This is a genomic window from Prevotella sp. 10(H), from assembly GCF_000711235.1.
Lineage (GTDB): Bacteria > Bacteroidota > Bacteroidia > Bacteroidales > Dysgonomonadaceae > Dysgonomonas.
In genome coordinates this window covers 554,591-580,122 of the sequence record NZ_JOMI01000009.1, presented here as the reverse complement: position 1 = coordinate 580,122, position 25,532 = coordinate 554,591, and the positions used below count along the sequence as shown (strand labels likewise).

Below are 25,532 nucleotides of genomic sequence, written 5' to 3'. Positions count from 1 at the left end.
CAAATAAGTAACGATGTTATATTTTATTAGTTTGTATGCTCAGATTTTCTTAATGAATTACTGATTTGAAAATTTTGAATATGGAATTAATACTTATTATTCGACATGAATTAAGCGGTACATAAGGACAGGTCGATGACCGGAATCAAAACCCGCTATACAGTTTATGAGCTAATATAGCTTCACTTATAAATTTTCCCCCGATTTATTAAGCAGAAAGTGTTGTTGTGATGAAAAAATTCACAATAGGGCTCTTATTATATAAAAATATTAACACATGAGTGTGTATCAAAATAAGAATGAATTGATAAATAAATATTTTATTAAAAAAAATCAAAACAATAAATTATGAAAAAGATTTTACTTTTAGTAGCTTTTATAGCAGCTACATTCAGCCTTTCTGCTCAGTCGGGACCAACAATCCAATCGGGTGATTTTTCTATGGTGGGTAGCCTTGGTTATCAGACAAATTACGAAAGGTTCGGCCTCAGCGCACAAGGACGTTACAATCTACTTAGAAATGTACGCCTGGCACCGGATGTAACATTTTTCTTCCCTAAGAACAAAGTGACCGGTCTGGATATCAACCTGAATGCTCATTATGTATTTTATTTTCCACAAGACAGATTCTCTGTTTACCCGTTAGCAGGTATCGGTATGCAGAATAACTTCTGGGGAAAACAAAAAGTTACAGCAGCAGATGGTTCTACAGTAGAAACAGATTCCCGTAGCAAAACAAGCTTTGCCTTCAACCTTGGTGGAGGTATCAGCTATTATATAAGTCCGACAAATTATCTTAATGCCGAAGTGAAATTCATGATGGCAGATGAAGATGCAGCCGTAATTCTTCTTGGATACGGTTTCACATTTTAATAAAAAAAGTACAAGAATATGAAAAAGATTTCATTATTACTGTTAGTAATATTTATCGCAGGAGTATCTTTTGCCCAGCAGAATGAGGGTATAAGTACCGATGCAGCAAGAAAAACCACATTCGTTAAGAATGGGTTCTGGGATAACTGGTTCATCGGAGCCGGTGCCGGAGCAAACATATATTTCGGTGATCACGATGCAGACGCTAAGTTCTTCAGACGTCTGACTGTAACTCCTAACTTCCAGTTCGGAACATGGATGAGTCCTTATGCAGGATTGCGTATGAAACTATCTGGTGGTACAAACATCCATACATTTAATAATGATGCAATGATGATGTCGCGCACAAGATATGTAAGTGCCGAAATGAACTTCATGTGGAACATGACCGATTATCTTATGCATTATAATGCCGATAGAGTATATAGCTTTATACCTTATGTAGGTTTCGGATGGGCATACGGATGGGATTATGAAAATGTTCCTGCTATTGTTACACGCCACGGACATGTAAACAGTGCTACTTTCGATGCAGGTATTATCAACCGTTTCCGTTTCTCGGACCGTGTTGCTCTGGATATAGAAATGTCGGGTAAACTGATGAGAGACGTATTTGATCAACGTGCCGGTGGCAAACGCGGATACGACGTATTAGGAACAGTTTCTGCCAGTCTTGTATTCAATATCGGATCTAAATCTAAATTTACAGAAGCCGTATTGAGAGACCAGAACGAAATCGACGAACTCAACAACAGAATCAATGCACAGCGTGCACAGATAGAAACACTTTCTCAACGTCCTGTACAGGTAGCTGAACCTACAGTAGTAGTTAAAGAAGTGATTAAAGAAGTTCAGGTAAGCGAAGAACCTGTAAACAACGTTGTGTTGTTCTCTATAAACAAGACAAAAGTTGAACCGCATCAGGAAGTTAATGTATACAATGTTGCTAAATATCTCCGCGAAAATCCGGATAAGAAAGTACGCATAGTAGGTTATACTGATAAAGCTACAGGTACTGCAGCAATTAATGAAAGACTTTCAAGAGAAAGAGCACAAAATGTTGCCGATCTTATTACAGGTAAATACAATATAGACAAGAGCCGTGTTATGGTTAACTGGGAAGGTCAGACTAATCCTCCTTTCGATGTTACAGAATGGAACCGTGCGGTAATTCTTTATCTTGAATAATATTATAAACGATATATAATTATTTATGAAAAAATTAAAACTCTCAATCATATTAATGGTTACCGGTTTGTTATCATTCGGTTATCTATCGGCACAGGATGTTGCAAAATCGCAACTGGAAGGTAAATGGATGTTGAAAATGATAAACAACAGAAATGTTTATGAATTATTTACCAACAAAACTCCATACCTGACATTCAACTTCGACATAGAACAGGTTTCAGGAAATAGCGGCTGTAATACCTTCAACGGTAAATTCAACTACGGCGGAGGCAAATTCGAAGCGCCTAATATTACTTCTGGTAATATAGCATGCGACGGAAACAGCGACGAGGCTTTATTTATAAGCCTGCTGAATAAATCTTCCAAGCTTTCTATCCTGAATGGCGAACTGATCTTTTCGCAGGATGACAAGCCCGTACTGATTTTCTATCGTGCAAAACCGCTGACCGATACTGATCTGGCCGGCGTGTGGACGCTACAGTCTATCGACGGAAAGAAAGTTCAGTCCGATTATGCAGATAAAATTCCTACTCTACTATTCAATTTTGTAGACCGGAAACTGACCGGAAGTGCAGGATGTAATACTTACAATACAGTTTTTACTCTTTCAAATGATGTTCTGGACATTCAGCCGTTGGTAACAACACGCATGGCATGTGATAATCTGGATGGAGAAACAAAATTTGTAAATGCATTCACAGGCAGAGTCGATCTTGAAATACATAACAATGTATTGATACTGAGAAAGGATAACAAGGAAGTTATGACTTTCGTAAAATAATAAATTAATAGAATCAAAATGAAAAAGATTTTAGGTGCATTGTTCGTAGCCGGTATCCTTCTTTCTTCATCAGCCTGTAGCGATAAAAGCAAAAGTGAGGCTGAAAGGAATGCGGAAAAAGCTAAAAAAGAAATGAACGATGCCGCAGATAAAGCTTCTAAAAAAATAGATGAAGGCACCGACAAAGCTAAAGACGCATGGGACGATACAAAAGAAAATGTAAAGGAAAATGCGAATGAAGCTAAAAAGGACATCAAACAAGGTGCCGATAATGTAAAGAAGGAAGTAAAGCAAGCTGCCGATACGGTGAAAAGAAAGCTTAAATAAATCATTCTTTTATTCATACATATTACAAGAGGTATACGATATTGCTCTATACCTCTTGTTATTAAAAAAACATCTATATGAAGAATGGCGTAATGATGCAATATTTCGAATGGAATTTGCCAAACGACGGGAACCTTTGGAAACAACTCAAAGACGATGCAAAACACCTGAGTGAAATAGGTGTCACTGCAGTCTGGATTCCTCCGGCATACAAAGCCGATGAACAAAAGGATGAAGGATATGCGACTTACGATTTGTACGATCTGGGAGAATTCGATCAGAAAAATACAATCCGTACCAAATACGGTACTAAAGAAGAGCTCAAATCGATGATCAATGAGCTGCACAAGTATGAAATATCCGTTTACCTGGATGCAGTAATGAACCATAAATCGTGGGGAGATTACACAGAAAAGGTGATGGTAAAAGAGGTCGATCCGAACCAACGGAACAGGGCCATAAGTAAAGAATTTGAAATACAGGCGTGGACAGGATATGATTTTCCCGGACGCAATAATAAATATTCGGATTTCAAGTGGCATTCATACCACTTTTCCGGAACCGATTACGACGATGCATCCAAAAGGAGTGGCATCTTCCGCATTTTAGGAGAAAACAAATATTGGAGTGAAGGTGTAGACGATGAAAACGGAAACTATGATTTTTTGTTAGGAAACGACCTCGATCTCGATCACCCGGAAGTAGTAAAAGAACTCAACCGATGGGGTGTTTGGGTAGCGAACGAACTGAATCTGGATGGTATGCGCCTCGATGCAATCAAGCACATGAAAGACATATTTGTTAAAGATTTTCTTGTGGCAGTGAGAGCAGAAAGAGGAAATGATTTTTATGCAGTAGGTGAATACTGGAATGGCGATTTAGATACGTTGGATAAATATCTGGATAAAGTAGATCACAGTATCGACCTTTTCGATGTACCTCTTCACTTTAATTTGTATGAGGCTTCGGAAAAAGGAAAAGATTATGATCTTCAGAACCTGCTGAACAATGCCTTGGCAATAAGCCATTCCGATTGTGCAGTAACATTTGTGGACAATCACGATTCGCAGGCAGGAAGCTCACTCGAATCTCAGGTAAAAGACTGGTTCAAGCCTATGGCTTATGGTCTTATTTTCCTCATGGAGAATGGTTATCCATGTTTATTTTACGGAGACTATTATAGCATAGATGGTAAAGAATCACCGCATAAACTCATTATCGAAATTCTATTGCAAGCCCGCCAGAAATATGCATATGGCGAACAACAGGATTACTTTACACATCCGTCGATAGCCGGCTTTGTACGCTTAGGCGACAAGGAACATGAAGACTCCGGTCTGGCTTTCTTAATATCGAACGGAGAAGACGGAAGTAAAATAATGAATGTAGGTGAAAACCGGAAAGGTGAAGTATGGCACGACTTTACAGGCAGTATAAAAGATGAAGTTACTATCGATGAAAAAGGGAATGGAAATTTCCTTGTCAAAGGTGGTAATCTTGCCGTTTGGGTAAAAAAATAAAAGAAACAAAAATCAAAAAGAACATGGATAAAAATATACAAAAAGCTCCTGATTATCAGCAGGACCCACATCTGAGTGTAGAAACAAAAAAAGGGCTGAAAGTACTCAATAGCGGTGATCCTGTAGAAACATTGCCAGTAGATAAAGCCCGAAAAGTGCTTATCGATGCGCAAGCCGGCTCGAGAGTCGATTTATCAGGAATAGAAGAATCAGAGAAAACAATTTCGGTAGACAATTATACAATAAAGTTGAATATAATCCGCCCCGAAGGAGCAAAAGAAAAACTGCCTGTATTCATTTTCATACATGGCGGCGGATGGGTATTGGGCGACTATCCTACCCATCAACGCTTAGTGCGCGACCTTGTAGTCGAATCGGGATTTGCATCCGTATTCGTCAATTATACGCCGTCTCCCGAAGCTCATTATCCGCAGGCAATAAATGAGATATATGCCGCTACAAAATGGGTTGCAGAGCATGGCGACGAAATAAATGTGGATGGTAAGCGTCTGGCAGTTGTTGGCAACAGTGTCGGCGGTAATATGACTATTGTTACCAGCCTGATGTCGAAAAAAAATAACGGCCCGCAGATTAAGTTACAGATATTAATGTGGCCTGTGGCCAATGCCGGATTCGATAGCGACTCATATAAAATGTACGGGGAGCAGCGCTTTCTGACAACTCCGCTTATGAAATGGATGTTCGATCAATATACGACAGATATGCAGAAACGGAAAGAGATTTACCTCTCGCCGTTACAGGCTTCTGTAGAAGAGTTACAGAATCTTCCTCCAACGCTTATCGAGGTTGCCGAAAACGATATATTAAGAGATGATGCCGAAGCCCTCGGCCGCAAATTAGATGAGGCTGGTGTGGATGTTACTACTCTTCGTTACAATGGAGTGATACACGATTTCGGTATGCTGAATATTTATGCCGAAATTCCGCAGACCCGCACTTTAATTTCAACTTCGGCTGCTGCTTTGAAGCGCTATCTTAAATAAGTGATTTAATAGTTTTAGAATATAATTAAAAAATGAAAGTTATGAAAAAATTTGCCTTTATTGTTGTATGTGTGATCCTGTCAGGTTTTGCTTTCCAGTCATGTAAACAAAGTGACCAAAGTATAAATAACGACGTAGAAAAAGTATTGAAGGAAAAATATCCGATGATTACTTCTTCTACAAAAGACGCTGTAGTTACTCTTGCCGGTATGGTTGATTCACAGGAAGAAAAAACTGCAGCCGGAGAATCTGTACGCTCTGTAAAACATGTAAAAGATGTAATGAACAATATACAGGTACGCGAATTAGAGCCTGCTGCTCCTATGGTTAACCCGGATGAAACTATAAAATCCGATATTAATGCAAAACTTCAGTCGGGTGGCTATAAAGACGTAAAAGTTGAAGTCAGCAACGGTGAAGTTATTCTTAGCGGTGATCTTAAACGCAGCGATCTGACTAAAGTAATGCAGATAGCAAACGAATCCAACCCTAAGAAAGTTACCAACAACCTAAAATTGAAGTAAACAATGGAACTCAAAGATAAATACAATAAACTGATAGACTATGCCCAGAAATCACAGGTAGAAGGGCTATCGGTTACTGAAAAAAACGGTATTCTCTACATTTCCGGAACAGCAACATCCCCTGTTAAGGAAAGAATATGGAGCATCTACGATGAAATAGACCCGGACATGCGTTCCGGCGATCTGGTACTCGATATCAAAGAAGAGGAATCGGATGAAAATGCAGATAACGTCTATGAGGTGAAAACAGGCGACAACCTGAGCAAGATAGCTAAAAACTATCCGGGCATGACTTGGCAAAAGATTTATGAAGCCAATAAAGACATTCTTAAAGATCCGAATGTAATATATCCGGGACAAAAGCTTAAGATTCCTTTATAATCAGTTACGACATATACCATAGGTATCCGGCATAATAAAGCAAAATAAAATATAAGTGCTTCACACTTTTTTTCGACAAGCTACATTTAGTTTGGACACCGATTGTTTGGTTACTAAGAGGTATCTGTAACCCGGATACCTCTTACTTTATCCAGTCAGGAGATCAATAAAACTGATATACTCACTTATAAATTATCAGATATGAGCGAGAGATTATTATTGAGATATCTAAGATATGTTTTTTATAAATCTATATGTCAATTTGTTATGAAAATGAAAAGTAAAAAAACTGACAAATTATCTACAGACTATAAAAAAAAGCTTCGCCCGTCAGATTTCGGTATTCCCGAAGAACGGGATTATCCTATGCCTGATGCTGCCCATGTACGCGCAGCCGAATCATATTTCAGATATGCTTCGGATGAAAAGAAACCGGGACTGGCACACCGTATTTTACTTAAAGCCAGAAAATATGGCGTAAACGTGGAAAGCGATACTGTAATAGAATGGGCAGGAAAATATAAGAAATAATTGTGCTTTTGTTATATCCTTATTTTTATTTCTTAAAGGAGTCGGATTTTTAATTAAATCCGGCTCTTTTATTTTTATAACATATAACTTTACAATCGATTTAAAGAAAAACTCTTTACAATAAACTGCTATGAAAAAGATACTTTACCTGCTTCTGTTATTTATTCCGGTAATCGCATTACCGCAAATGAAGCAAGACATAAATAATATTGAACCAAATGTTTATCTGATCGGAGTAATTCATGCCCGGCATTTCGACTCTAAATATAATTATTCTCTGGCTGATGTTCTCGAGCAGGTTAAAGCCCTAAAGCCCGATCTGGTATGCGGAGAAATCACTCCGGAAGCGTTTGACAAACCAATGGAAGGTTTCTTTCCTCCCGAAGCCGCTATGCTGGCAGAAATGGCGGATGAATTGAATTATCGTTTCGAACCAGTCGATTGGCGGCTCGATTATGCAACACAGGCACTGGCAAATAAGGATTACCCTCAGTCCGTTAAGGAAAAGACACAACCTATTATAAAGAGGCTGAATGATGATCTTGAAAACTTAGGTAAAAAATCGGCATACGATTACTTGCATGAGAAAAGCACATTACAGTCTCTGGATATAATGTATGAAGAAATTATTTGCGTCAATACGGTTTCTGAAATAGCTTCGGGTAACTGGAACGAACGTAGTAGGCGTATTGTAGAAAATACTATGACCGCGGCCGGAGATGCCCGCACGATCGTTATTGTTTTCGGTATCGACCATTTACCGCAACTTCAGCGATATTTTAAAGAATGGGGCATCGAGGCAAAGATACCTGAACGAATGTTTGTTCCCAATAATCAACATAAGGTATCAGAAACGGTCTTGAATAGATGGAAGAAAAATCTTGAGAATCTAATATCTATTCGCGATAAAAAGATCAATTCATCCTATGATGACTATAAAAAGGTGACTAACAGCAACAGGATTAAGGATATTGAAAAAGCAATAAACAGCTCGCTGTAAGCACAAAAAAATCGGTAATACCCATACAGAGTATTACCGAAATCATCCAATTACAATTTATTTTACAAAACGTAAAGCTATATCTCTGTCTTCTGCTCTCTGCTCGTTAGAATCACTTGCACTATGCTTTGCATATTCATCTCCGTAGCCCTGTATTTTTACCACCTGAGAGCCTGCACCACCTTTTTCGAGCATATTTTCGATTGTCTTAGCTCTTTCCTGCGATATTTTCATATTAGCTTCTTCTGAGCCTTTTTTATCAGCAAAAGCAGCTACTTTGATCTTAGCATCCTTATAGTTTTTCAATATGGCTATTATATTGTTCAACTGGGCTTTTGATTCGGGTTTTAGCTCAGTAGAACTACCGAATTCGAAGGCAACATTGTCAAATTCGAACCACTTATCCTTTAGGTCATCGTCTTTCGCATTTTTATAATCGCCCGATTGCAGATATTTCAGCATCTGTTCTTCTACACCACCTTTATATGCCTGAAATTTTGAGCTGTCGGGCAAAGCGAATTCCATAGAAGTTCTATCGTTCATTGCATTCATCTGGCGATCGTTATCAGCCGGAGCTGAAGATATCGTATCTGTCACTACTGCAGCATTTCTATCCATGTCTCTATCCGAATCTTTGCATGATCTCCACCAGAAGAAAAGCACTATAAGAGCAACTGCCAGAAGAACCCATACCAGCCAGCCCATGCCACCTTTCGATTTTTCTTCTACCGGAGTTACTTTATCCGAATTAAGGACAGAAGACAGTCCGAAAGAACTGATAAGGTCGGCAGGAATGAATGGTACAAAACGATCTCTCTCTTTTTTTAGTTCGAGCATAAGCCTGTCCATTGTCCAGTTTTCCCTAACAAGCTTATTGCCTAAGAAACCGCTGACAACAGGAGTTATCATTGAAACGAGCCTGTTGGTTGCCACCTTGGATATGCTTGCTTTCTCTGCTATCGGAGCAGTAAAATCAGCAGCTTTATCTCCTAAAAGTTGTTGCAGAAAATCGTCGCCTATTCTCTGCTGCTCCAATGTCGGGTTTTCACTTGAAACCCTGTCTATATCAGCTAGGATATTTAGATTGCCGGCCTCTTCAAGTGTATTTTTTATTTGTGGGGTATTACCATTTTTGAGGAAAACACCCAGAAGTCCGGGAATAATAGACGAAATTGCGCTGGACACATTAAAGTCCCTTTCTTCCACCGTCGCAGATGCATTCGAAATCATCTCGCGGTTTACAAGCGCTTTTAGTGAATCATAAAAACTTACCATAATTTAATTTATTAAAAGTTAAACATATTTATTCTAAATCTCAATTTGACTATATACTTTTTGCTCTATCAGTTTATTCAAAAAATAGAGGGTTTGAGCCTGTGTAGGCAAATTATATTTTGAAGTCTTGGTATTTTTTCCGACTTTGATAGTAGTTGCGTTTTCAGGAAGGGCGAGGAACATTTCCTCATCAGTAGTATCGTCGCCAATAGCCATTATAAAATCATAATCGCCGCCTTCTATAAGCCTTTTGGCTTCTGTTCCTTTACTAAAATCGGAAGATTTTACCTCCACTATTTTATTTCCTTTCATTATTTGCAGGTTATGCCTTGAACAAGGATTAATCAAAGCATCCACCAGCTGGTTTACCCTGAGGTCGGCCAGCCATGGATCTACATCCCTATAGTGCCAGACAATAGCCGTATCTTTTACTTCCATCCGCGATCTAGGAGTTCTTTTTACAGTGTGATGTATAATTTTTAATATCTCATCATCCCATTTTATTTCAGGTGTGTTTCTGTACCACATCCCTTTTTCCTTATAAAAAGCCCCATGTTCGGCCGCCAGCCCAATATGGAGGTTTCCCAACCATTTTTCCAGTATATGGCGGTTGCGGCCACTAGTGATTACAATACGATTCTTCAGGTCTTTATTCATTCTGGCCAAAAGATCGAGAAGCTCTTCTGAAGGAGATACTTTCATCGGATCATTGTTGAAAGCGACGAGTGTACCGTCATAATCGAGCATAATCAGCCTGCTCTTCGCTTTGTCATAATCCTCTCTAATCTTTTCAAAATTCTTCTTTTCCACGATTTTTTGTTCCAGTTGCACATTGTGTTTCCTCACTTGTTTCAGTTCCTGCACAAAATCCTTTGCCCATTGCCCTACTGTCTGAACAGAAATTATATCCTGCATAGAGGAAAGAAGCCGCAATTGCTCCTGTACCGGCATTTCCAAAGCCTGTACTATAGCATTTTCTATTTCTTTGATATCGGTAGGATTGACTATTATCGCATCCGATAATTCGTTCGAAGCCCCGGCCATTTCGCTTAATATAAGTACTCCGGGTTTATCCTTCTTGGTTGCCAGATATTCTTTTGCCACCAGATTCATTCCGTCTCTCAACGGAGTAACTAAGGCTATATCGGCAATATGATAGAGCGCTGCAAGTTCCTCAAAATCGAAAGACCTGTAGAAGTAATAAACAGGTGTCCAGTCGAGCGTGGAGAATGTTCCGTTGATTGCCCCTACCATTTTATCTATTTCGTTTTTCAACTCGGCATAGATGTCTACATTATCTCTCGACGGTGAAACTATCATTACCAGCGATACTTTACCTTTGTATTCAGGATGATTTTGTAGAAACTGCTCAAAGCTTTTCAGACGAATCAGTATTCCTTTGCTATAATCGAGCCTGTCTACCGAAAGTATTATTTTTCCTTTGCCGAAGCTGGTCTTAAATTCCTCTGCTTTTCGCCAGATATGTATATCCTGCAAAGCATTGTAATACTTTGTATAATTGATACCCATAGGAAAAGCATCTACATCGACAACCCGCCTGTCCAATTGGATTTCATCCAGATTACAATCCAGTTTCAGCACACGGTATACCGCACTGATAAAGTGCCTCATATACGAATGCGTATGGAATCCTACGAGGTCGGCACCCAAAAGCCCTTTTAGTATTTCGGCTCTTTCAGGAAGTGCTCTGAACAGTTCGTAAGAAGGGAACGGGATATGATGAAAATAACCGATGCTGACATCTGAGATTTTCTCACGTATCATTCCGGGTACCAGCATCAACTGATAATCCTGTACCCATACAATATCGCCCGGCTCGATAATCTCCATTGCAGCTTTGCAGAACAATGCATTTACTTCTTTATATGCCTCCCAGTATTTATTTTCGTAATGCATATAATTGGAGAAGTAATGGCACAAAGGCCACAAAACACTGTTGCTGTAGCCCTCGTAATAATTTTCAATCTGTTCGGGTGTTAGATATACGGGTTGGAAATTATGATCGGCAAGTTGCCTGTCTATTTCCTTCTTTTCCTCGCATTCTTCAAGATACATACCCGGCCAGCCGACCCAGTGTTTATCCATTGTTGTTTCTAAAGAATCAAGTCCCGTAGCAACGCCTCCCTGACTTGGCGTTATCGTATGTTTGTTATTTTCCTCAACAATTTTTAAAGGTAATCTGTTAGATATAATAATAAGTTTCATAAACTAATTCGTTTTGTGAGTGCAATATGAATCTAACCTGTCTTAACAGACAAGTCCATTCTATTATTTACTTTATGGGGGAATAAGTAACGTTTGAATATGTGATATTTAAACAAGATTACGCTTCGTTTGGTTCACAGCACGCAGAATAATGTTTTAACGGATAATGATAACATCAACAAATATATTTTAATATGAATAATCTCGACTACGGAGTAATAGGCAATTGCAAAACTGCAGCATTGGTTTCAAGCGAAGGAAGTATCGACTGGCTATGTCTTCCCAGCTTCGATTCACCCTCTATTTTCTCTAAGATTTTGGACGAAAAGGCAGGAGGAAGCTTTTCAATTATAGTCCCCGAAAATTATAAAAGCTCGCAAAAGTATCTGAAAGGGACGAACATCCTCTGTACACGGTTTATGTCACCGGACGGCAGTTTCGAAGTATTGGATTTCATGCCACGCTACCGTACATTAGACATGGATTATTATACCCCGTCGGAAATTTACAGATATATAAGACCTTTGGCAGGAACTCCGACATTTAAGGTTAAATACGAACCTATAATGAACTATGCAAGAGAGACGGCATTGCATGAAAGATTTGACGATTTTATAAAAACTGTTTCATGTGAAAATGACAGGGAGAGTATTTACCTCTATTCGAGTTTCGACTACGATGCCATACTTAACGGACAGGATATCGTACTCGAAAAAGAAGGTTTCCTGCTTTTGGCATACAATCAGAAGCTGACAAAAATAGACACGGAAAGGGTTTATCTGGAATATCAACGTACAAAGGTGTATTGGCTCAACTGGAATAACCGCTCAATGAAGTTCAATGAATACAATGATATAATATCGCGAAGCCTGCTGACCCTGAAACTCATGTCCTATCAGGATTCGGGTGCCGTACTGGCGGCCATTACTACCAGCATACCGGAAACCATAGGAGAAGTAAGGAACTGGGACTATCGCTTTTGCTGGATCAGGGATGCATCTATGTCTGTAGATACCATACTGAAAATGGGGCATCAGTCGGCTGCTAAACGTTATATGGGTTTTATAAAGCGGATATTAAAAACAAAATCAGATTCATTCCAAATCATGTATGGTATTCATGGTGAAAGAGTTCTGAAAGAAGAAATACTGGACCATCTGGCAGGCTATGAAAATTCCAGTCCTGTAAGAATAGGTAACGCGGCGTATTATCAAAAGCAGAATGATTCGTTAGGGTATCTTATGGATGTGATATACAGATATTATATCCACTTTCCGGGTACATTGGACGAGATAGAAGAAATGTGGGATATCGTGAAGAATATTGTAAAGACTGTTTTCGCCGAATGGAAGAATCAGGATCAGAGCATTTGGGAATTCAGAAACAGGGAGAAGCATTTTGTATTTTCGAAAGTAATGTGTTGGGTAGCCCTCGATAGGGCAGCAAACATCGCCTCATTCCTGAACAAAGGAAACTACGAAACTGAATGGCGGGAAGAAGCCGATAAAATAAAAGATGATATATTCACCCACGGGTGGAATGAAGAAATGCAGACTTTCACGCAGACATATGATAACTCCGATGTCGACTCCTCTTTATTACTCATGGAACAATACGGTTTTATAGCGCCTGATGATGAAAGATATGTAAAAACCGTAAAAAAAATAAAGAAAGAATTATATCACAAAGGATTAATGTACCGTTACAAAAGCGGTGATGATTTCGGATTACCTTCTTCTTCATTTACTATATGTACTTTCTGGATGATAAGGGCGCTGTTTGTTATAGGGCAGAAAAAAGAGGCATTGAAGCTTTTCGATCAACTATTGACATATTCGAATCATCTCGGCCTTTTCAGTGAGGATCTGGATTTTGAGACAAAACGTCAACTGGGCAACTTCCCGCAGGCTTATTCTCATTTGGCACTTATCAATACTGCTATTTTATTCGCCGATGAGAAAGCTTTCTCTAAATTTATAAGGCCGTAACAGGTATAAGATTTTGACAAACCTGATAAACAATAGTTGATATTTGGATGTTTTAAGTTTTATAACACTAAATATTAAAAAAACAATACTTTACCCTGACACTATCTAATAGTCAGGGTTAGTTGTTTATTGTGGAAATATAAATTTAATAAAATAAGATTATGCAGGAAAATACGTACAGTACAGTATTCACAGACGAGATACAATTAACAAGAGAAAGCCATACTCTCTTGGGTCAGATTTCAAAATGGACAAGATTCCTTTCCGTACTCGGATTTATCTATCTGGCATTGATGGCTATAATTGTCCTTTCGATAGGCATTGTCATTACATCGACTAATGCTTATGAAGAAATGCACAACTTCGGGCCTTACAATCCGGGTGTGTTTCAATGGGGATATGCCTTAATGTATCTGATAATTATTGCTATACTTTTCATTCCTGTTTATTTCTTATACAAATTTTCAGTTAAAACAAAGAATGCTTTATTAATAAGTGACAGCGATACATTGACAGAAGCATTCCGCTTTTTGAAAAAGCATTACATGTTTATAGGAATTATAACTATTATTAGTCTTGTAGTATATCTCGTCGGCTTTGTCTTCTTGTTGTTTATGATAGCAGGATATATAGCCTGAGTTTACTCTCTTGATTGACTTAAAAAACTTCACTGAAACTTATATATGGAAGTACTGGATACTTTTCTTTTGCCTACTGCATGGCTTGCATTGCTGACACTGATATTTCTGGAAATAGTGCTTGGAATAGACAATATTGTCTTTCTGTCGATAATGACATCCAAGTTACCGCCGAAAGAACAGCCGCGTGCAAGAACAACCGGATTACTGCTGGCCATGCTTTGCCGCATAGGATTGCTTTTCGGGATATCATTACTCATGCAATTGACAAAGCCGCTATTTACATTCAACACGTCATGGCTTAGCGGGGCAATATCGGGGCAAAGTATTATTATTCTGGTCGGAGGAGTATTCCTTTTGTATAAGAGTGTTACGGAAATACATGACAAGTTTGAAGTAAACGAAGAAACCATAGGAATAAAATCAAAAAAGAACGGATTCTGGGCAATAATCGCGCAGATAGTAGCATTGGATATTGTCTTTTCTTTCGATAGTGTACTTACAGCAGTCGGCATGGTCAGTTTCAGGGAATTCGGGTATGGGGGAGCAATGGCTATAATGGTTTCGGCAATAGTTATTGCGGTAATGGTTATGCTTTTCTTTTCAGGCCCGGTAAGCAAATTTGTAAATACGCACCCTACAATACAGATGCTGGCTTTATCTTTTCTGATATTGATCGGACTAATGCTCATCCTCGAATCGGCTCATCTCTCTAAGCTGAATGTTTTTGGACAGGAAGTAGGGGAAATACCGAAGGGATACATCTACTTTGCGATAGCTTTTTCCCTGTTGGTAGAATTCTTAAATATGAAGTTGAAAAAGAAATCGAAGCAGAAAAAGGTGAGTCAACATAGTAGTGATATAGAATAAATGAACAAAAAATAATATATAATTATGAAAGCAATCAGAATACATGATTACGGAACTTTTGAACAACTGAAATATGAAGATGTTCCGGTTCCTGAAATTAAAGATGATCAGATACTGGTCAAAGTATACACCACATCTGTCAATCATCTGGACATGAAAAAGGCATCAGGTGAAGCTAAAGATACAATGCCAATACAATTACCGTGGATACCCGGACATGATTTTGCAGGAACGGTAGAAAAGACAGGCAAAAAAGTAACCGGATTTGAAGTAGGGGATAAAGTATATGGCAATAGTGACGGCAATTCGTATGCAGAATACCTTGCTGCCGATATAAGTAAGGTAGTGCTAAAACCCGAAAGCCTCGATTTTGCAGAAGCATCCTCTGTTCCTCATGTAGGGGAAACGGCGTGGCAGGCTATCCATACACACGGGCAGTTAAAATCAGGGCAAAAAGTATTGATACATGGTGCAGCCGGAGCGGTAGGCGCCTTTGCCGTACAATTTGCAAAACTTGCCGGAGCTAAGATTTATGCAACTGCCTCAACAGAAGATATAGATTTAGTAAAGTCATTAGGTGCGGGTACGGTTATCGATTATAAGACAACCGATTTTACAACCGTTGCCGAAGACATCGATCTTGTACTTGTTCTTGTCGGCGGCAATACGCAGGAAAAATCATACAATGTGATTAAACAAGGCGGACGACTTGTTAGTACTACAGGCCCTATACTTGAAGACCTTGCGAGGGATCATAAGGTAACGGGAGTTTCGATGGTAATAAAACAATCGGCAAAAGATCTGCAAAGTATTACCGACCTCATCAATGAAGGAAAGATTCAAACGGATATTGCCCTGACTTATCCTCTAAGTGAGGCTGCAACAGGCTGGAAAGTCCTTTCGGGTAAAGATTCGTCTTTGCCACATGTAACTCACGGTAAGATCGTATTGGAAGTAACAAAATAATAATCAATTAAATAAAATAGTTATGCAAGCATTAAAGTATATTTTTATGGGAATAGGAATAATAGCAATTGCATTATTCATCATTTTTATAATTCTCGGTGTAAAAGTCGTATCGGCTGTATTAATGTATGTGGTAGGCGCCATTGCTGTTATTGCAATAATCGGATTCGCCATATATTACTTAGGAAAAGCTTCGGGAAAGAGAAGCAGTACGGACTAAGCCAAATTATGATGCAAAATAAAATCGGGCCTCTTATTTGTAACAGATAAGAGGCCCGATTTTAAATAGAAAACTCACTGTATACTGCAAGACAGCACATTGACTTATTAATATCTTTTATTCTTTTTTCTCCAAAAACGGCACTTTTATTGCATATAAATAAATATGATAATCAGTGCTAGTAGGAGAACAGATATACCGGCTTTTTATTCACAATGGTTTTTCAACCGGATAAAAGAAGGATTTGTATTAGTCCCGAATCCATACAATCCTAAAATGATAAGCAGGATAACTTTAAATCCGGCTGTGATTGATTGCATCGTCTTCTGGACAAAGAATCCAAATCCCATGACCGATAAACTGGATGGATTAAAAGACTACAAATATTACTTTCAGTTCACGCTTAATCCCTATGGAAAGGATATAGAAAATCATTTACCGTCTGTACAGAAACGAATTGAAATATTCAAAAGGCTTTCCGACAAAATAGGAAAGGAGAAAGTAGTATGGCGATATGATCCTCTATTGACAAATAAGAACTACAATATATCTTTCCATAAAGAAGCATTTGCAGAAATAGCTTACGGACTCAAAGACCATACTGAAAGATGCATGCTCGGCTTTATCGATCATTACCACCACATCCGCAGTGAGGTAAGCAAACTCAATATTAAGCCCCTTACAAAAGAGGAAATCGAAGAAACAGCTATATCATTAAAGCAAACGATTGATCAATATCCCGATATACAATTCGATACATGTACGAGAAAGGTAGATTTAACCCGTCTTGGTATACCCAGCGGCTTATGTGTAGATAACAAACTGATAGAAAAGATTACTGGTTATCCGATATCGGCGAAAAAAGACAAAAACCAGCGACATATATGTAACTGTATTGAAAGCATAGATATAGGCACTTACGAAAGCTGTCTCAACGGGTGTATTTACTGTTATGCTATTAAAGGGAATTACAATACGGCAGAATTCAACAGTAAGAAGCATGATAAGAATTCACCGATGCTGATTGGAAACATAGAAGAAGGCGACGTCGTAAAAGACAGGGAAGTGAAGAGTCTACGTAATGATCAGCTTTCATTATTCTGAACTACGCTTATTTTATAAGGAATCCATTGCAGTACCCCTTAAGATAACCACAATGGATTCAAGCCTAAAAACCCGCTTAGTGAGTTATATTTCAATTATTGGTTAAAAAACTATAGCTTCCCGATCCCACTTCAAAAACAGCATATTGTCCCTCCATCTTAATAAATTTAATATCTTTTGAAGAAGGTTTCTTGCCGCTTTCTTTCACAGAAGTCTGTGATACAGCAGGAATATATACGGTTGCAGTAGTATTGCATGGAACTGTGATATCCCATTTAAAAGATGATCGGTCTTTTTTCCATGAACTTTTAATCATGCCATGAACGGAATGGAATGTTCCTTTTGCCATATCCAGACCGTTTATAATTTGTGGTTTCATAGTTATTTTTTTGAACCCGTAGTTGCCAGATGTATTTTTGATTCCTGCCAGGTCTTCATAAAACCAAATGATAAGGTCGCCCAGTTGCATGACATGATTCTGGGAATCTATCCATTTAGCCATGCCGTCGCCATTCCAATGTTCCCATATAGTAGTGGCTCCTTTTCCGATCATATAGCCAAAACTCGGGTAATCTGTTTTCAAAAGCATTTCGTAAGCAACCTCAGGACTACCGTTTTTAGTAAACTCACGCATTAACCATTGGCAGCCTATTATACCTGAACTTACATGCCCTTTGAATTCACCTGTAGTCCTGTTTTTCATATTACCAAAAACTACTTTTTTATATTCATCAGGAACTAAGCCGAAGCTCAATGACAACACATTGGCAGTTACAGTATTAGTGCTGTAATAGCCTTTTTCTTTATTTAAGAATTTTGCATTGTAGGCTTCCTTTACTTTAACTGCCTGTCCTTCATACTCTTTTGCATCTGCCGGCTTATTAAGCATTAAAGCAAATTTCTCTAACAATCTCAGCATATAAAAATAATATGAAGTACCTATTAATTCTTTATCCGTGATTAAATTTGGGTCTTTAGGATCATTGAATGTCGGGTCTTCCGGAGGGGTGCACCAATCTCCGTATTGATCTCTGGGCATAATATTATCGGCAGTCAGATATTTGTCGCGCATGTAATAAAGCCATTTTTTCATCGAATCATAATGCTTGACAATAGGTTCCTTATCACCATATTGTTCATAAAGCATGTTGGCAACCATGAGATATGTTCCCGGCCAGGTCATATTATCTGTATAATGGCTCCAGTAGCTGGGCGCAATATCGGAAACACTTCCGCTTTCCTTTTGCGTTATTTTTATATCATTTACCCATTTGGAGTACAGACTGTGGTTATCGAAGATAAAACTTTCTCCATACGAGCCGATAGCGCGGTCGCCTGTCCATCCCATACGTTCAGCACGTTGCGGACAATCGGTCGGCACGCCCCTGTAATTTCCGCGTATGCTCCAATATGAGTTTTTATATATCTGATTGATCAAAGCATTAGATGTTTCGAAAGTTCCGGTCTGCTCCATTTCGTCATATACTACACGGCCTTCAAAATCCTTTATCGACGGAGTACCGGGATATCCCATTATTTCTACAAAACGAAATCCATGCGAGGTGAAATACGGTTCCCATACTTCCTCACCTCCGCCTTTCAGCGTATATTTATCTGTTGCGAGCGCTCCACGTAGATTTTCCTGATTAATTGATCCATCATCATTCAAAAATTCGGCAAAGCGCAATTGCACCTGTTCACCTCTGTTACCCTTTACTTTCATTTTCAGCCAACCTACCATATTTTGCCCCATATCCAGAATATATTTTCCTTTTTCAAGCTCTTTTATTCCTATCGGTCGGACAATATCCATTACCTGAATGTTAGGGTTTAGCTGAGCATTTAATTCCCCTTCGGGTGGAGTGATCGGTTCTATTGTTAGCCAGCGTTTGTCATCAAAATCGGGTTTATCCCAGCCGGGCATTTCTTTGCGGGCATCATATTCCTCTCCATCATATTCATTATTCGCACGAATAGGCCCGTCGGCTGTTACTTTCCATGTATTATCACTTACAACGATTTGCTTGCCTCCATCTTTGTATTCCAGTTCAAGATGGAAAATCATTTTAGGATATTGAAAAGGAATGCTTTTACGCATATGAAAGAAACGGCCGTTGCCCAGTACAACACCCACAGCATTCTTTCCCTGTTGCAGGTTTTCAGTAACATCAAAAGTATTATATTTCACTTCCTTGCGATAATCTGTCGGTGTCGGGGATAATTCCTGAGTACCGATTACATCTCCGTTGATATGCAGTTTATATAGACCTAAGCCACAGATATACAGCGTAGCCTTTTCTATTTGTTTAGCTGCCTGGAATTCTTTACGAAAATACCTGGCTCCCATACGTGTATTATCACCCTCGGGATTCTCCCATTCGTATGTTTTATCCAATCCTATCCATCTTGCCTGCCACTCGTCCGGTGTAAGCAAGCCCATAGTCCAACAAGCGGGCTGGCTCCAATCGGATTTACCTTTGTTGGTAGTTACCCGTACTTTCCAATAACACTCCATACGGCTTTCTAAAGGCCGACCCTGGTAAGGTACCAATATAGACATATCGGATTTTACTTGTTTCGAATCCCATAAATCGCCTTCGTTAGCATTTAATTTTTCTAAAGAAGAGGCCACTAAAATATGACAACTTGTCTGTAGAACAGATTTCTTATCACTTATCAGCTCCCAGCTTAGTCTTGGGGTAGTTATATCGATCCCTTTAGGGTTCTTTATTAATTCACATCGAAGATTAGTTATTTCTATATCGCTACCATTTTTTGCTGTACCTGTACTGCAAAAAATGAAACTGAATATAATTAATATAGTAAGTTTTAAAGATGTTTTCATTATATTTTTACATTTTCATTATTAATCAAATAGCTCCTAATTTGCGGAAATAATAAATTCATATTTTCCAGAGCCTAATTCTATAACAGCGTCATTATTATCGAAGCCCACAAAATGAATGTCTTTATGCTGGTCGAGAAATAAACCGGATTCTGTAACAGTCTTATTCTTCGCCTCGGGTAAATAAACTGTAGCAGCCGTATTAACCGGAATTTCAATATTTATATTGATTGTACCCCCTTCCTGAATTTTCCACGAAGAACGGATCATTCCGTAAAGAGATTTATAAGATGCATTGCAATACTTTATATCCCCGATAAGTTTAGGTGATATCTTTATATGTTTCATCACCGGATTGCTTTCATCTATATTTATTCCGGCTATTGCCCTATAAAACCAAGTGACAACACCGCCAAACATCGGGTGACAACGGGAATCTCTTCCATCCCATCTTTCCCATATTGTAGAATATTTGTCATCCATAAGATAAGCATAACTTGGATATGAATTTTGATTCATCAACCTGAAAGCTATATCATCCCGCCCATTATCCGATAATACTTTAAGGGTCAAAGGTGTAGCCAAAAATCCGGTATCGAAATGATAATCGATATTTTCCAGATGTTTCAGTAATGCATTGAAAACCTTTTCCTTATTATCTTCCGGAACTAGACCGAAAGCAAGAGGAAAGACATCGGCTCCTTGCCTTCCTTCCCAATAATGGTTAGTCTCGGGATTATAAAATTCACGATTGAAATCCTGTTTTATTTTACTGGCAAGATCGGCAAAGAAAAGAGAATCATTTTGCATGCCTAATATCCCTGCAATCTTCGACATTATATCAGACATATGATAATAGTAGCAAGTATTAGCGAGAGGCTCGGGCAAAGGAGTATGATTACTATCATCAGGCATACACCAATCTCCCAGACACCAGCCGTTCGGTTCTTCTTTTACTATTAATCCTCTCTCGTTCGTACGTGTGCCTAGATATTCCACCCATTGCTTCATCCCTTCATAATAGCTTTTCAATATTGCTTTATTACCATAATAATTGTAATAAATCCATGGCATAATAACAAAAGCCGAACCCCATGCAGGGCCGCCACCACCGCCTGCAAATGGAGCAGTATGCGGAACATATCCCGTTTTTTTGTTACGGGCATCCTCCATATCATTGAACCATTTTGGATACATTCTCGTCATATCATACGAAAGGATCGAACTTTCAGTCAATGCCTGTCCATCTCCCGTATAGGCGAGGCGTTCTCTATGCGGGCAATCGCTGCTTATACTACCATGGAAATTTGCATTTTGGGTACGTATATATGCATCAAATATTTTATTGAATAAGTCGTTGGAGCAATTAAATTCTCCACTTCTTTCCACAGATGTATGTACAACTTTGGCTATTAAGTCTTTCTCTTCCAATTTAATATTAGGTGAAATAACTTTAAATGTTCTGAATGCATGCCATGTAAAACGTGGTTCCCATTTTTCGGCATCGCCACCTTTCGATATATAAATGTCCTGCTGACCAAAGCTATCGCCTTCTTCACCAAAAAATTGCATCTTTACATAATCACCTGCTGAACCTTTAACATTAATCTCTATCCAGCCTGAGATCAGTTCCGGTAATTCATATATATATGTGGAATCATTTACCTGCTCTTTTAGTTTTACATCTAAAGAGCGAATGACCTTATCTGCCGGTGCCAGCTGAGGTTGCAAACTTCCGACCGGGCTTTTGGCAATGATACAATCTTTCCATGTCGAATCATCATAATTAACCTTATTCCATCCATCCTGCTCGAGCCTTGCATCGTAAACCTCACCGATAAATATAGAATTATGTATTATCGGACTATCTGAAGTCTTCCATGTTTCATCAGTCTTAATAACTTCTGTAGACCCATCTTTGTATTCAATTTCCAATTGAAGAATCATGCGTGGTGTATTATACCACATCCATCCTTCTACAGTCCTTTCACGTTGATTATACCATCCGTTTCCTAATATTGCTCCGAGTGCATTTTTGCCTTTTTTCAGCATATCGGTCACATCAAAGGTATTATAAAGTACACGCTGAGTGGACTGATCGTCATATGGATATATCAGGTTTTTCAATTGTCTCTTGTCGTAGTTGGTTACAACAGGAGCCATTACATGATCCCCGACTTTCTCTCCGTTCAGATATAATTCGTAAAATCCAAGCCCACAGATATATGCCTTAGCCTTTTTTATCGATTTATTTATCTCGACTTCCTTCCTAAAATAAGGAGCCGGATATGTTAAAGTCGAATCCGGATACATATCTTCCATATTAGTAATCCATTGAGCAGCCCAATCTTCAGGATTTAATAATCCCATACTCCAAAATGAAGTTTTACTCCAATCTGAAGGTTGGTTATTCTCATCCCAAACCATGACTTTCCAACAGGCATTCTGTCTTGATCCCAGTCTCTTACCTTTATAAGGTACATTCACAGATTGGTCGGACTTCACTATACCCGAATCCCATAAATCGGCAACAGAATCTTTCAATAAGGAAGGGTCGCTTGCAACAAGAATCCTGTATGCCGACTGTTTCTTATTTCTTTCTATGGATTGGAGTTGCCAGCTTAAAAGAGGCTCGGCATTATCAATGGCTATCGGATTATCAAGATGCTCGCATTTCAGGTTTTTAATTATAATATCTTTCTGAGCACAGGAAACAAGAAAAAAAATGGATGATAAACAAATATACAACAGGTACCGGAAATTACTTTTCATATTCATTGAGTATAGGTTAACGGATTATTGGCAAACAATTTAAACCTGCAGGCAGGGCACAACGAATGCCTGCAGGTTGGGAAATAAAGATAATAATATATATTTGATATATTATTACTCTATAAAACTTCCGTATACAGAAAATTCTGCCAGATGAGAATGCGGCTCCCCTCCGCCATTCAGCTGATATATCCTGAGATACCTCATCCTTGGCGAATCATTCAGCATGAACTGTTGCGGACCTACCACATCAGGCAAGAAGAAAACTCCGTACAATTTCCATTCTTCCGATTCGGAGTTTCTACCCTCTATCCAGAAATCTCTGAAATCAGCGTTGAGGTGATCACTCCTAGAAGTAAGTTCAACTATATCTACAACAACTTCTTTACCCATATCGAAAGCCAGCCAATGCGGGAACGGTGTTGTATGCGATGCATGCACCGTATGCCAGTATGTATCAGGATTGTCATCAATAACGAATGACGGTGGCCCTCCGTTTGGCATTTGCCCTGTAGGCTCATAGGTATCGGCTGAAGCAACCCAACTGCTCTTATCTATTTTAAATACAGCCTTTTGATTGTTTATTGCTGTATAGAACGTGTCAATACAGAGTGTATCAGGTCTATATAGAGTCTTATAGCTAAACTGCGTTCCTTTCTTATAATCTTCCAGAATAGAATTCGACGCACTTGTGCTTACACGTACTTTACGCTCTTTATCCTGATTATCGGTATATATCACATCTGTAGCAAAAGCACCCAACGTTTTATCTATATCTCTCCAGTTCACTGTGACATCGCCTGTAGCTTCATCCGTTATTGCTGAGAGGATAAGCCTGTTGGAAATAGATTTCTGGTATAAATCCCCGTATGATCTTCCAATAGAATATACCGGAATAGAAGCATTACCGTCGGCATCGAATGTGCGGAACTCAAAATTGTATAGATTTTCTGCCAGTGGTACAATCACTTTCATTGTATCCGTCCTGTCTGTGCGCTCAACAGGCACAGCTAACGAATCCAATTTGCTATTCCAGTATATTACACATTTTGTTACTTTTGGGTCTGATCTGAACAGACCCTGAATATAAATCCTTTCTTTTCCCGATAATACTATTACAGAATCGATTTTCCCTGTATAAGATATTTCTCCTCCTTCAAGAAATTGCTTATAGTCTTCGGGATCAGCACAGGAAGAATTAAATATTATTGCCAGCAACAGTAAATAAATCAATTTTCTAAATATATATTTTTTCATAAACATCACATTAATAATTATCATTTACGAGTATCTCCATATAAATTGATCTCTAAAAGCTCCATCCAGGTACTACCTTCCCAGTTCTGGTTACTCTTTATCCTCAGATACCTCACTTTTGGAGCATTCGGATCTACATCGAATTCGAATCCTGCCTCGGCAAAATTAAAGTCTTCTGTTGTCTGTTGTCCATATGGTAGCCCTGACGGTTTTTTTACTTCATAGGTACCCAGTAAAGTCCAACTGTCAAAACTTCCATCTAATGAGTATTGCGTGGTTCCCCATAACTCGAAATAACGGAACTGACCTCTATAATAGTAAAAGCGGTTACCACCCACAAATTCAGTATAATTATAAGTTTTAAAGCGGCTTAACTTAGACTCCTGACCCGTATCGAAAGTAATCCATTGAGGATTATGATTGTCTGTAGTGGTCAACATTCTCTGGCTTTGTGATGAATTCGCATCACCATCCCATATCAAACGCATACCGGCAGTCACTGTTTGTATATCTGCATCGCCCGGAAGTCGTAACTCTCTGAACTTGCTCTTATCTAGTGCCTCTTCAAATAATGGTTTAATGGTAGTAAACACCGTATCTGTATAATTCATGAAACGATCTCTCACAGTAGCGCCAAACATCTGGGCAACTGTATCCAATCCGCGGGTGGTATTACTTATATCTGCTATCGATGTGTATATATCATCCCCGAATTTTTCCCATTCGCCTAACGAATCCTTTCTTAGAACTTCAATAGTTACATCTGCTCTGAATTCGTTGAGAGCCTTTATTCTTACTCCGGCAAAATCGGGTAGAATCTCCATTGTCTCAAATACATCCCATATCGGGTTCTTTAATGGCTCAACCTGTATAGTTACAGGTTCGGACTCAACCTCACTTCTATTTACTGCATATAATTTCACATCATAAGTTCCGGCTTCACCAAAACCATCCAAAACCATCGTATTTGTATAATATGAGGCTTTTACTTCTCTGATTGCGCCCGATTGCAAAGGATATACCGCTTTCACATACAAGAGGTCTTTATCGCGGGGCAATGTATAAGTTATTGTTGCCTGTGCGGGCTGATTTACAATCGTTATATTTGAAATCGGCCCGGGAGGAGTCGTGTTGTTTTCCCAAGGAGCTATTTTATCTTCCTTGCATCCGATGAGAACAAGGAGGACTATGCCAAGAGTAATTATTGCTATTTTGTTTACTGTTTTCATATCATCTAAA

Annotated in this window: 22 protein-coding genes; 16 read left to right on the top strand and 6 right to left on the bottom strand. The window is 38.8% G+C overall.

Annotation, left to right across the window (positions count from 1 at the left end):
* Window positions 1-348 precede the first annotated feature (348 nt).
* The 10 genes from K348_RS0117820 (at window position 349) to K348_RS0117775 (ending at window position 8,132) form a co-directional block, all read left to right on the top strand.
* Window positions 349-873: an outer membrane protein gene (locus K348_RS0117820; RefSeq protein WP_029906899.1), complete on the top strand. Its 525-nt coding sequence runs from the start codon at window positions 349-351 to the stop codon at window positions 871-873.
* 18 nt (window positions 874-891) lie between these two features.
* The gene (locus K348_RS0117815; protein ID WP_029906898.1) at window positions 892-2,061 is read left to right on the top strand and encodes an OmpA family protein; all 1,170 of its coding nucleotides are present in this window, start codon (window positions 892-894) and stop codon (window positions 2,059-2,061) included.
* A 25-nt stretch (window positions 2,062-2,086) separates the two neighbouring features.
* Window positions 2,087-2,845, top strand: coding sequence for an META domain-containing protein (locus tag K348_RS0117810; protein WP_081852612.1), 759 nt, complete (start codon window positions 2,087-2,089; stop codon window positions 2,843-2,845).
* Window positions 2,846-2,863: 18 nt separating this feature from the next.
* The gene (locus tag K348_RS0117805) at window positions 2,864-3,172 is read left to right on the top strand and encodes a hypothetical protein (RefSeq protein WP_029906896.1); all 309 of its coding nucleotides are present in this window, start codon (window positions 2,864-2,866) and stop codon (window positions 3,170-3,172) included.
* Window positions 3,173-3,249: 77 nt separating this feature from the next.
* Window positions 3,250-4,692, top strand: coding sequence for an alpha-amylase (locus K348_RS0117800; protein ID WP_029906895.1), 1,443 nt, complete (start codon window positions 3,250-3,252; stop codon window positions 4,690-4,692).
* Window positions 4,693-4,715: 23 nt separating this feature from the next.
* On the top strand, window positions 4,716-5,696 hold the full coding sequence (locus K348_RS0117795; RefSeq protein WP_029906894.1) for an alpha/beta hydrolase: 981 nt from the start codon (window positions 4,716-4,718) through the stop codon (window positions 5,694-5,696).
* A gap of 41 nt (window positions 5,697-5,737) precedes the next feature.
* Entirely contained in the window at window positions 5,738-6,220 is a 483-nt protein-coding gene (locus tag K348_RS0117790) for a BON domain-containing protein (RefSeq protein ID WP_197027690.1), read from the top strand.
* 3 nt (window positions 6,221-6,223) lie between these two features.
* The gene (locus tag K348_RS0117785; protein WP_029906892.1) at window positions 6,224-6,601 is read left to right on the top strand and encodes a LysM peptidoglycan-binding domain-containing protein; all 378 of its coding nucleotides are present in this window, start codon (window positions 6,224-6,226) and stop codon (window positions 6,599-6,601) included.
* 273 nt (window positions 6,602-6,874) lie between these two features.
* A complete protein-coding gene (locus tag K348_RS0117780; RefSeq protein ID WP_029906891.1) occupies window positions 6,875-7,132 on the top strand; it encodes a DUF6582 domain-containing protein in 258 nt (85 codons plus the stop codon).
* 130 nt (window positions 7,133-7,262) lie between these two features.
* The gene (locus tag K348_RS0117775) at window positions 7,263-8,132 is read left to right on the top strand and encodes a hypothetical protein (protein WP_029906890.1); all 870 of its coding nucleotides are present in this window, start codon (window positions 7,263-7,265) and stop codon (window positions 8,130-8,132) included.
* Window positions 8,133-8,189: 57 nt separating this feature from the next.
* On the opposite strand, the gene K348_RS18925 is transcribed toward K348_RS0117775, so the two are convergent.
* Both K348_RS18925 and K348_RS0117765 read right to left on the bottom strand, forming a co-directional pair.
* Window positions 8,190-9,407, bottom strand: coding sequence for an OmpA family protein (locus tag K348_RS18925; protein ID WP_051698025.1), 1,218 nt, complete (start codon window positions 9,405-9,407; stop codon window positions 8,190-8,192).
* A gap of 33 nt (window positions 9,408-9,440) precedes the next feature.
* Complete coding sequence (locus tag K348_RS0117765) at window positions 9,441-11,633, bottom strand: bifunctional alpha,alpha-trehalose-phosphate synthase (UDP-forming)/trehalose-phosphatase (RefSeq protein ID WP_029906888.1); 2,193 nt, start codon at window positions 11,631-11,633, stop codon at window positions 9,441-9,443.
* A 194-nt stretch (window positions 11,634-11,827) separates the two neighbouring features.
* On the opposite strand from K348_RS0117765, the gene K348_RS0117760 reads away from it, so the two are divergent.
* From K348_RS0117760 to K348_RS0117735, 6 genes are all read left to right on the top strand, one after another.
* Window positions 11,828-13,621 carry a glycoside hydrolase family 15 protein gene (locus tag K348_RS0117760; protein WP_029906887.1) on the top strand — a complete coding sequence of 598 codons (1,794 nt, stop codon included), beginning with the start codon at window positions 11,828-11,830 and terminating at the stop codon, window positions 13,619-13,621.
* A gap of 161 nt (window positions 13,622-13,782) precedes the next feature.
* Window positions 13,783-14,259 (top strand): hypothetical protein, encoded by a 477-nt coding sequence (locus K348_RS0117755; RefSeq protein WP_029906886.1) that lies wholly within the window; start codon window positions 13,783-13,785, stop codon window positions 14,257-14,259.
* A gap of 45 nt (window positions 14,260-14,304) precedes the next feature.
* Window positions 14,305-15,129 (top strand): TerC family protein, encoded by an 825-nt coding sequence (locus K348_RS0117750; protein ID WP_029906885.1) that lies wholly within the window; start codon window positions 14,305-14,307, stop codon window positions 15,127-15,129.
* Between the two features lie 24 nt (window positions 15,130-15,153).
* Window positions 15,154-16,095 (top strand): NADP-dependent oxidoreductase, encoded by a 942-nt coding sequence (locus K348_RS0117745; protein WP_029906884.1) that lies wholly within the window; start codon window positions 15,154-15,156, stop codon window positions 16,093-16,095.
* A 46-nt stretch (window positions 16,096-16,141) separates the two neighbouring features.
* On the top strand, window positions 16,142-16,315 hold the full coding sequence (locus K348_RS0117740; protein ID WP_156032922.1) for a hypothetical protein: 174 nt from the start codon (window positions 16,142-16,144) through the stop codon (window positions 16,313-16,315).
* Between the two features lie 165 nt (window positions 16,316-16,480).
* Window positions 16,481-17,419, top strand: coding sequence for a DUF1848 domain-containing protein (locus K348_RS0117735; protein ID WP_029906882.1), 939 nt, complete (start codon window positions 16,481-16,483; stop codon window positions 17,417-17,419).
* 91 nt (window positions 17,420-17,510) lie between these two features.
* Here the strand turns inward: K348_RS0117735 and K348_RS0117730 are convergent, their stop codons facing one another.
* The 4 genes from K348_RS0117730 to K348_RS0117715 all read right to left on the bottom strand — a co-directional run bounded on the left by K348_RS0117730 (window position 17,511) and on the right by K348_RS0117715 (window position 25,522).
* Window positions 17,511-20,264, bottom strand: a complete 2,754-nt coding sequence (locus K348_RS0117730) for an alpha-L-rhamnosidase (protein WP_051698021.1) — start codon at window positions 20,262-20,264, stop codon at window positions 17,511-17,513.
* A 36-nt stretch (window positions 20,265-20,300) separates the two neighbouring features.
* Entirely contained in the window at window positions 20,301-23,036 is a 2,736-nt protein-coding gene (locus tag K348_RS0117725; RefSeq protein ID WP_081852618.1) for a family 78 glycoside hydrolase catalytic domain, read from the bottom strand.
* Window positions 23,037-23,150: 114 nt separating this feature from the next.
* A complete protein-coding gene (locus K348_RS0117720; RefSeq protein WP_197027689.1) occupies window positions 23,151-24,293 on the bottom strand; it encodes a DUF4998 domain-containing protein in 1,143 nt (380 codons plus the stop codon).
* 20 nt (window positions 24,294-24,313) lie between these two features.
* Entirely contained in the window at window positions 24,314-25,522 is a 1,209-nt protein-coding gene (locus K348_RS0117715; protein ID WP_029906878.1) for a DUF5000 domain-containing lipoprotein, read from the bottom strand.
* Window positions 25,523-25,532: the final 10 nt, after the last annotated feature.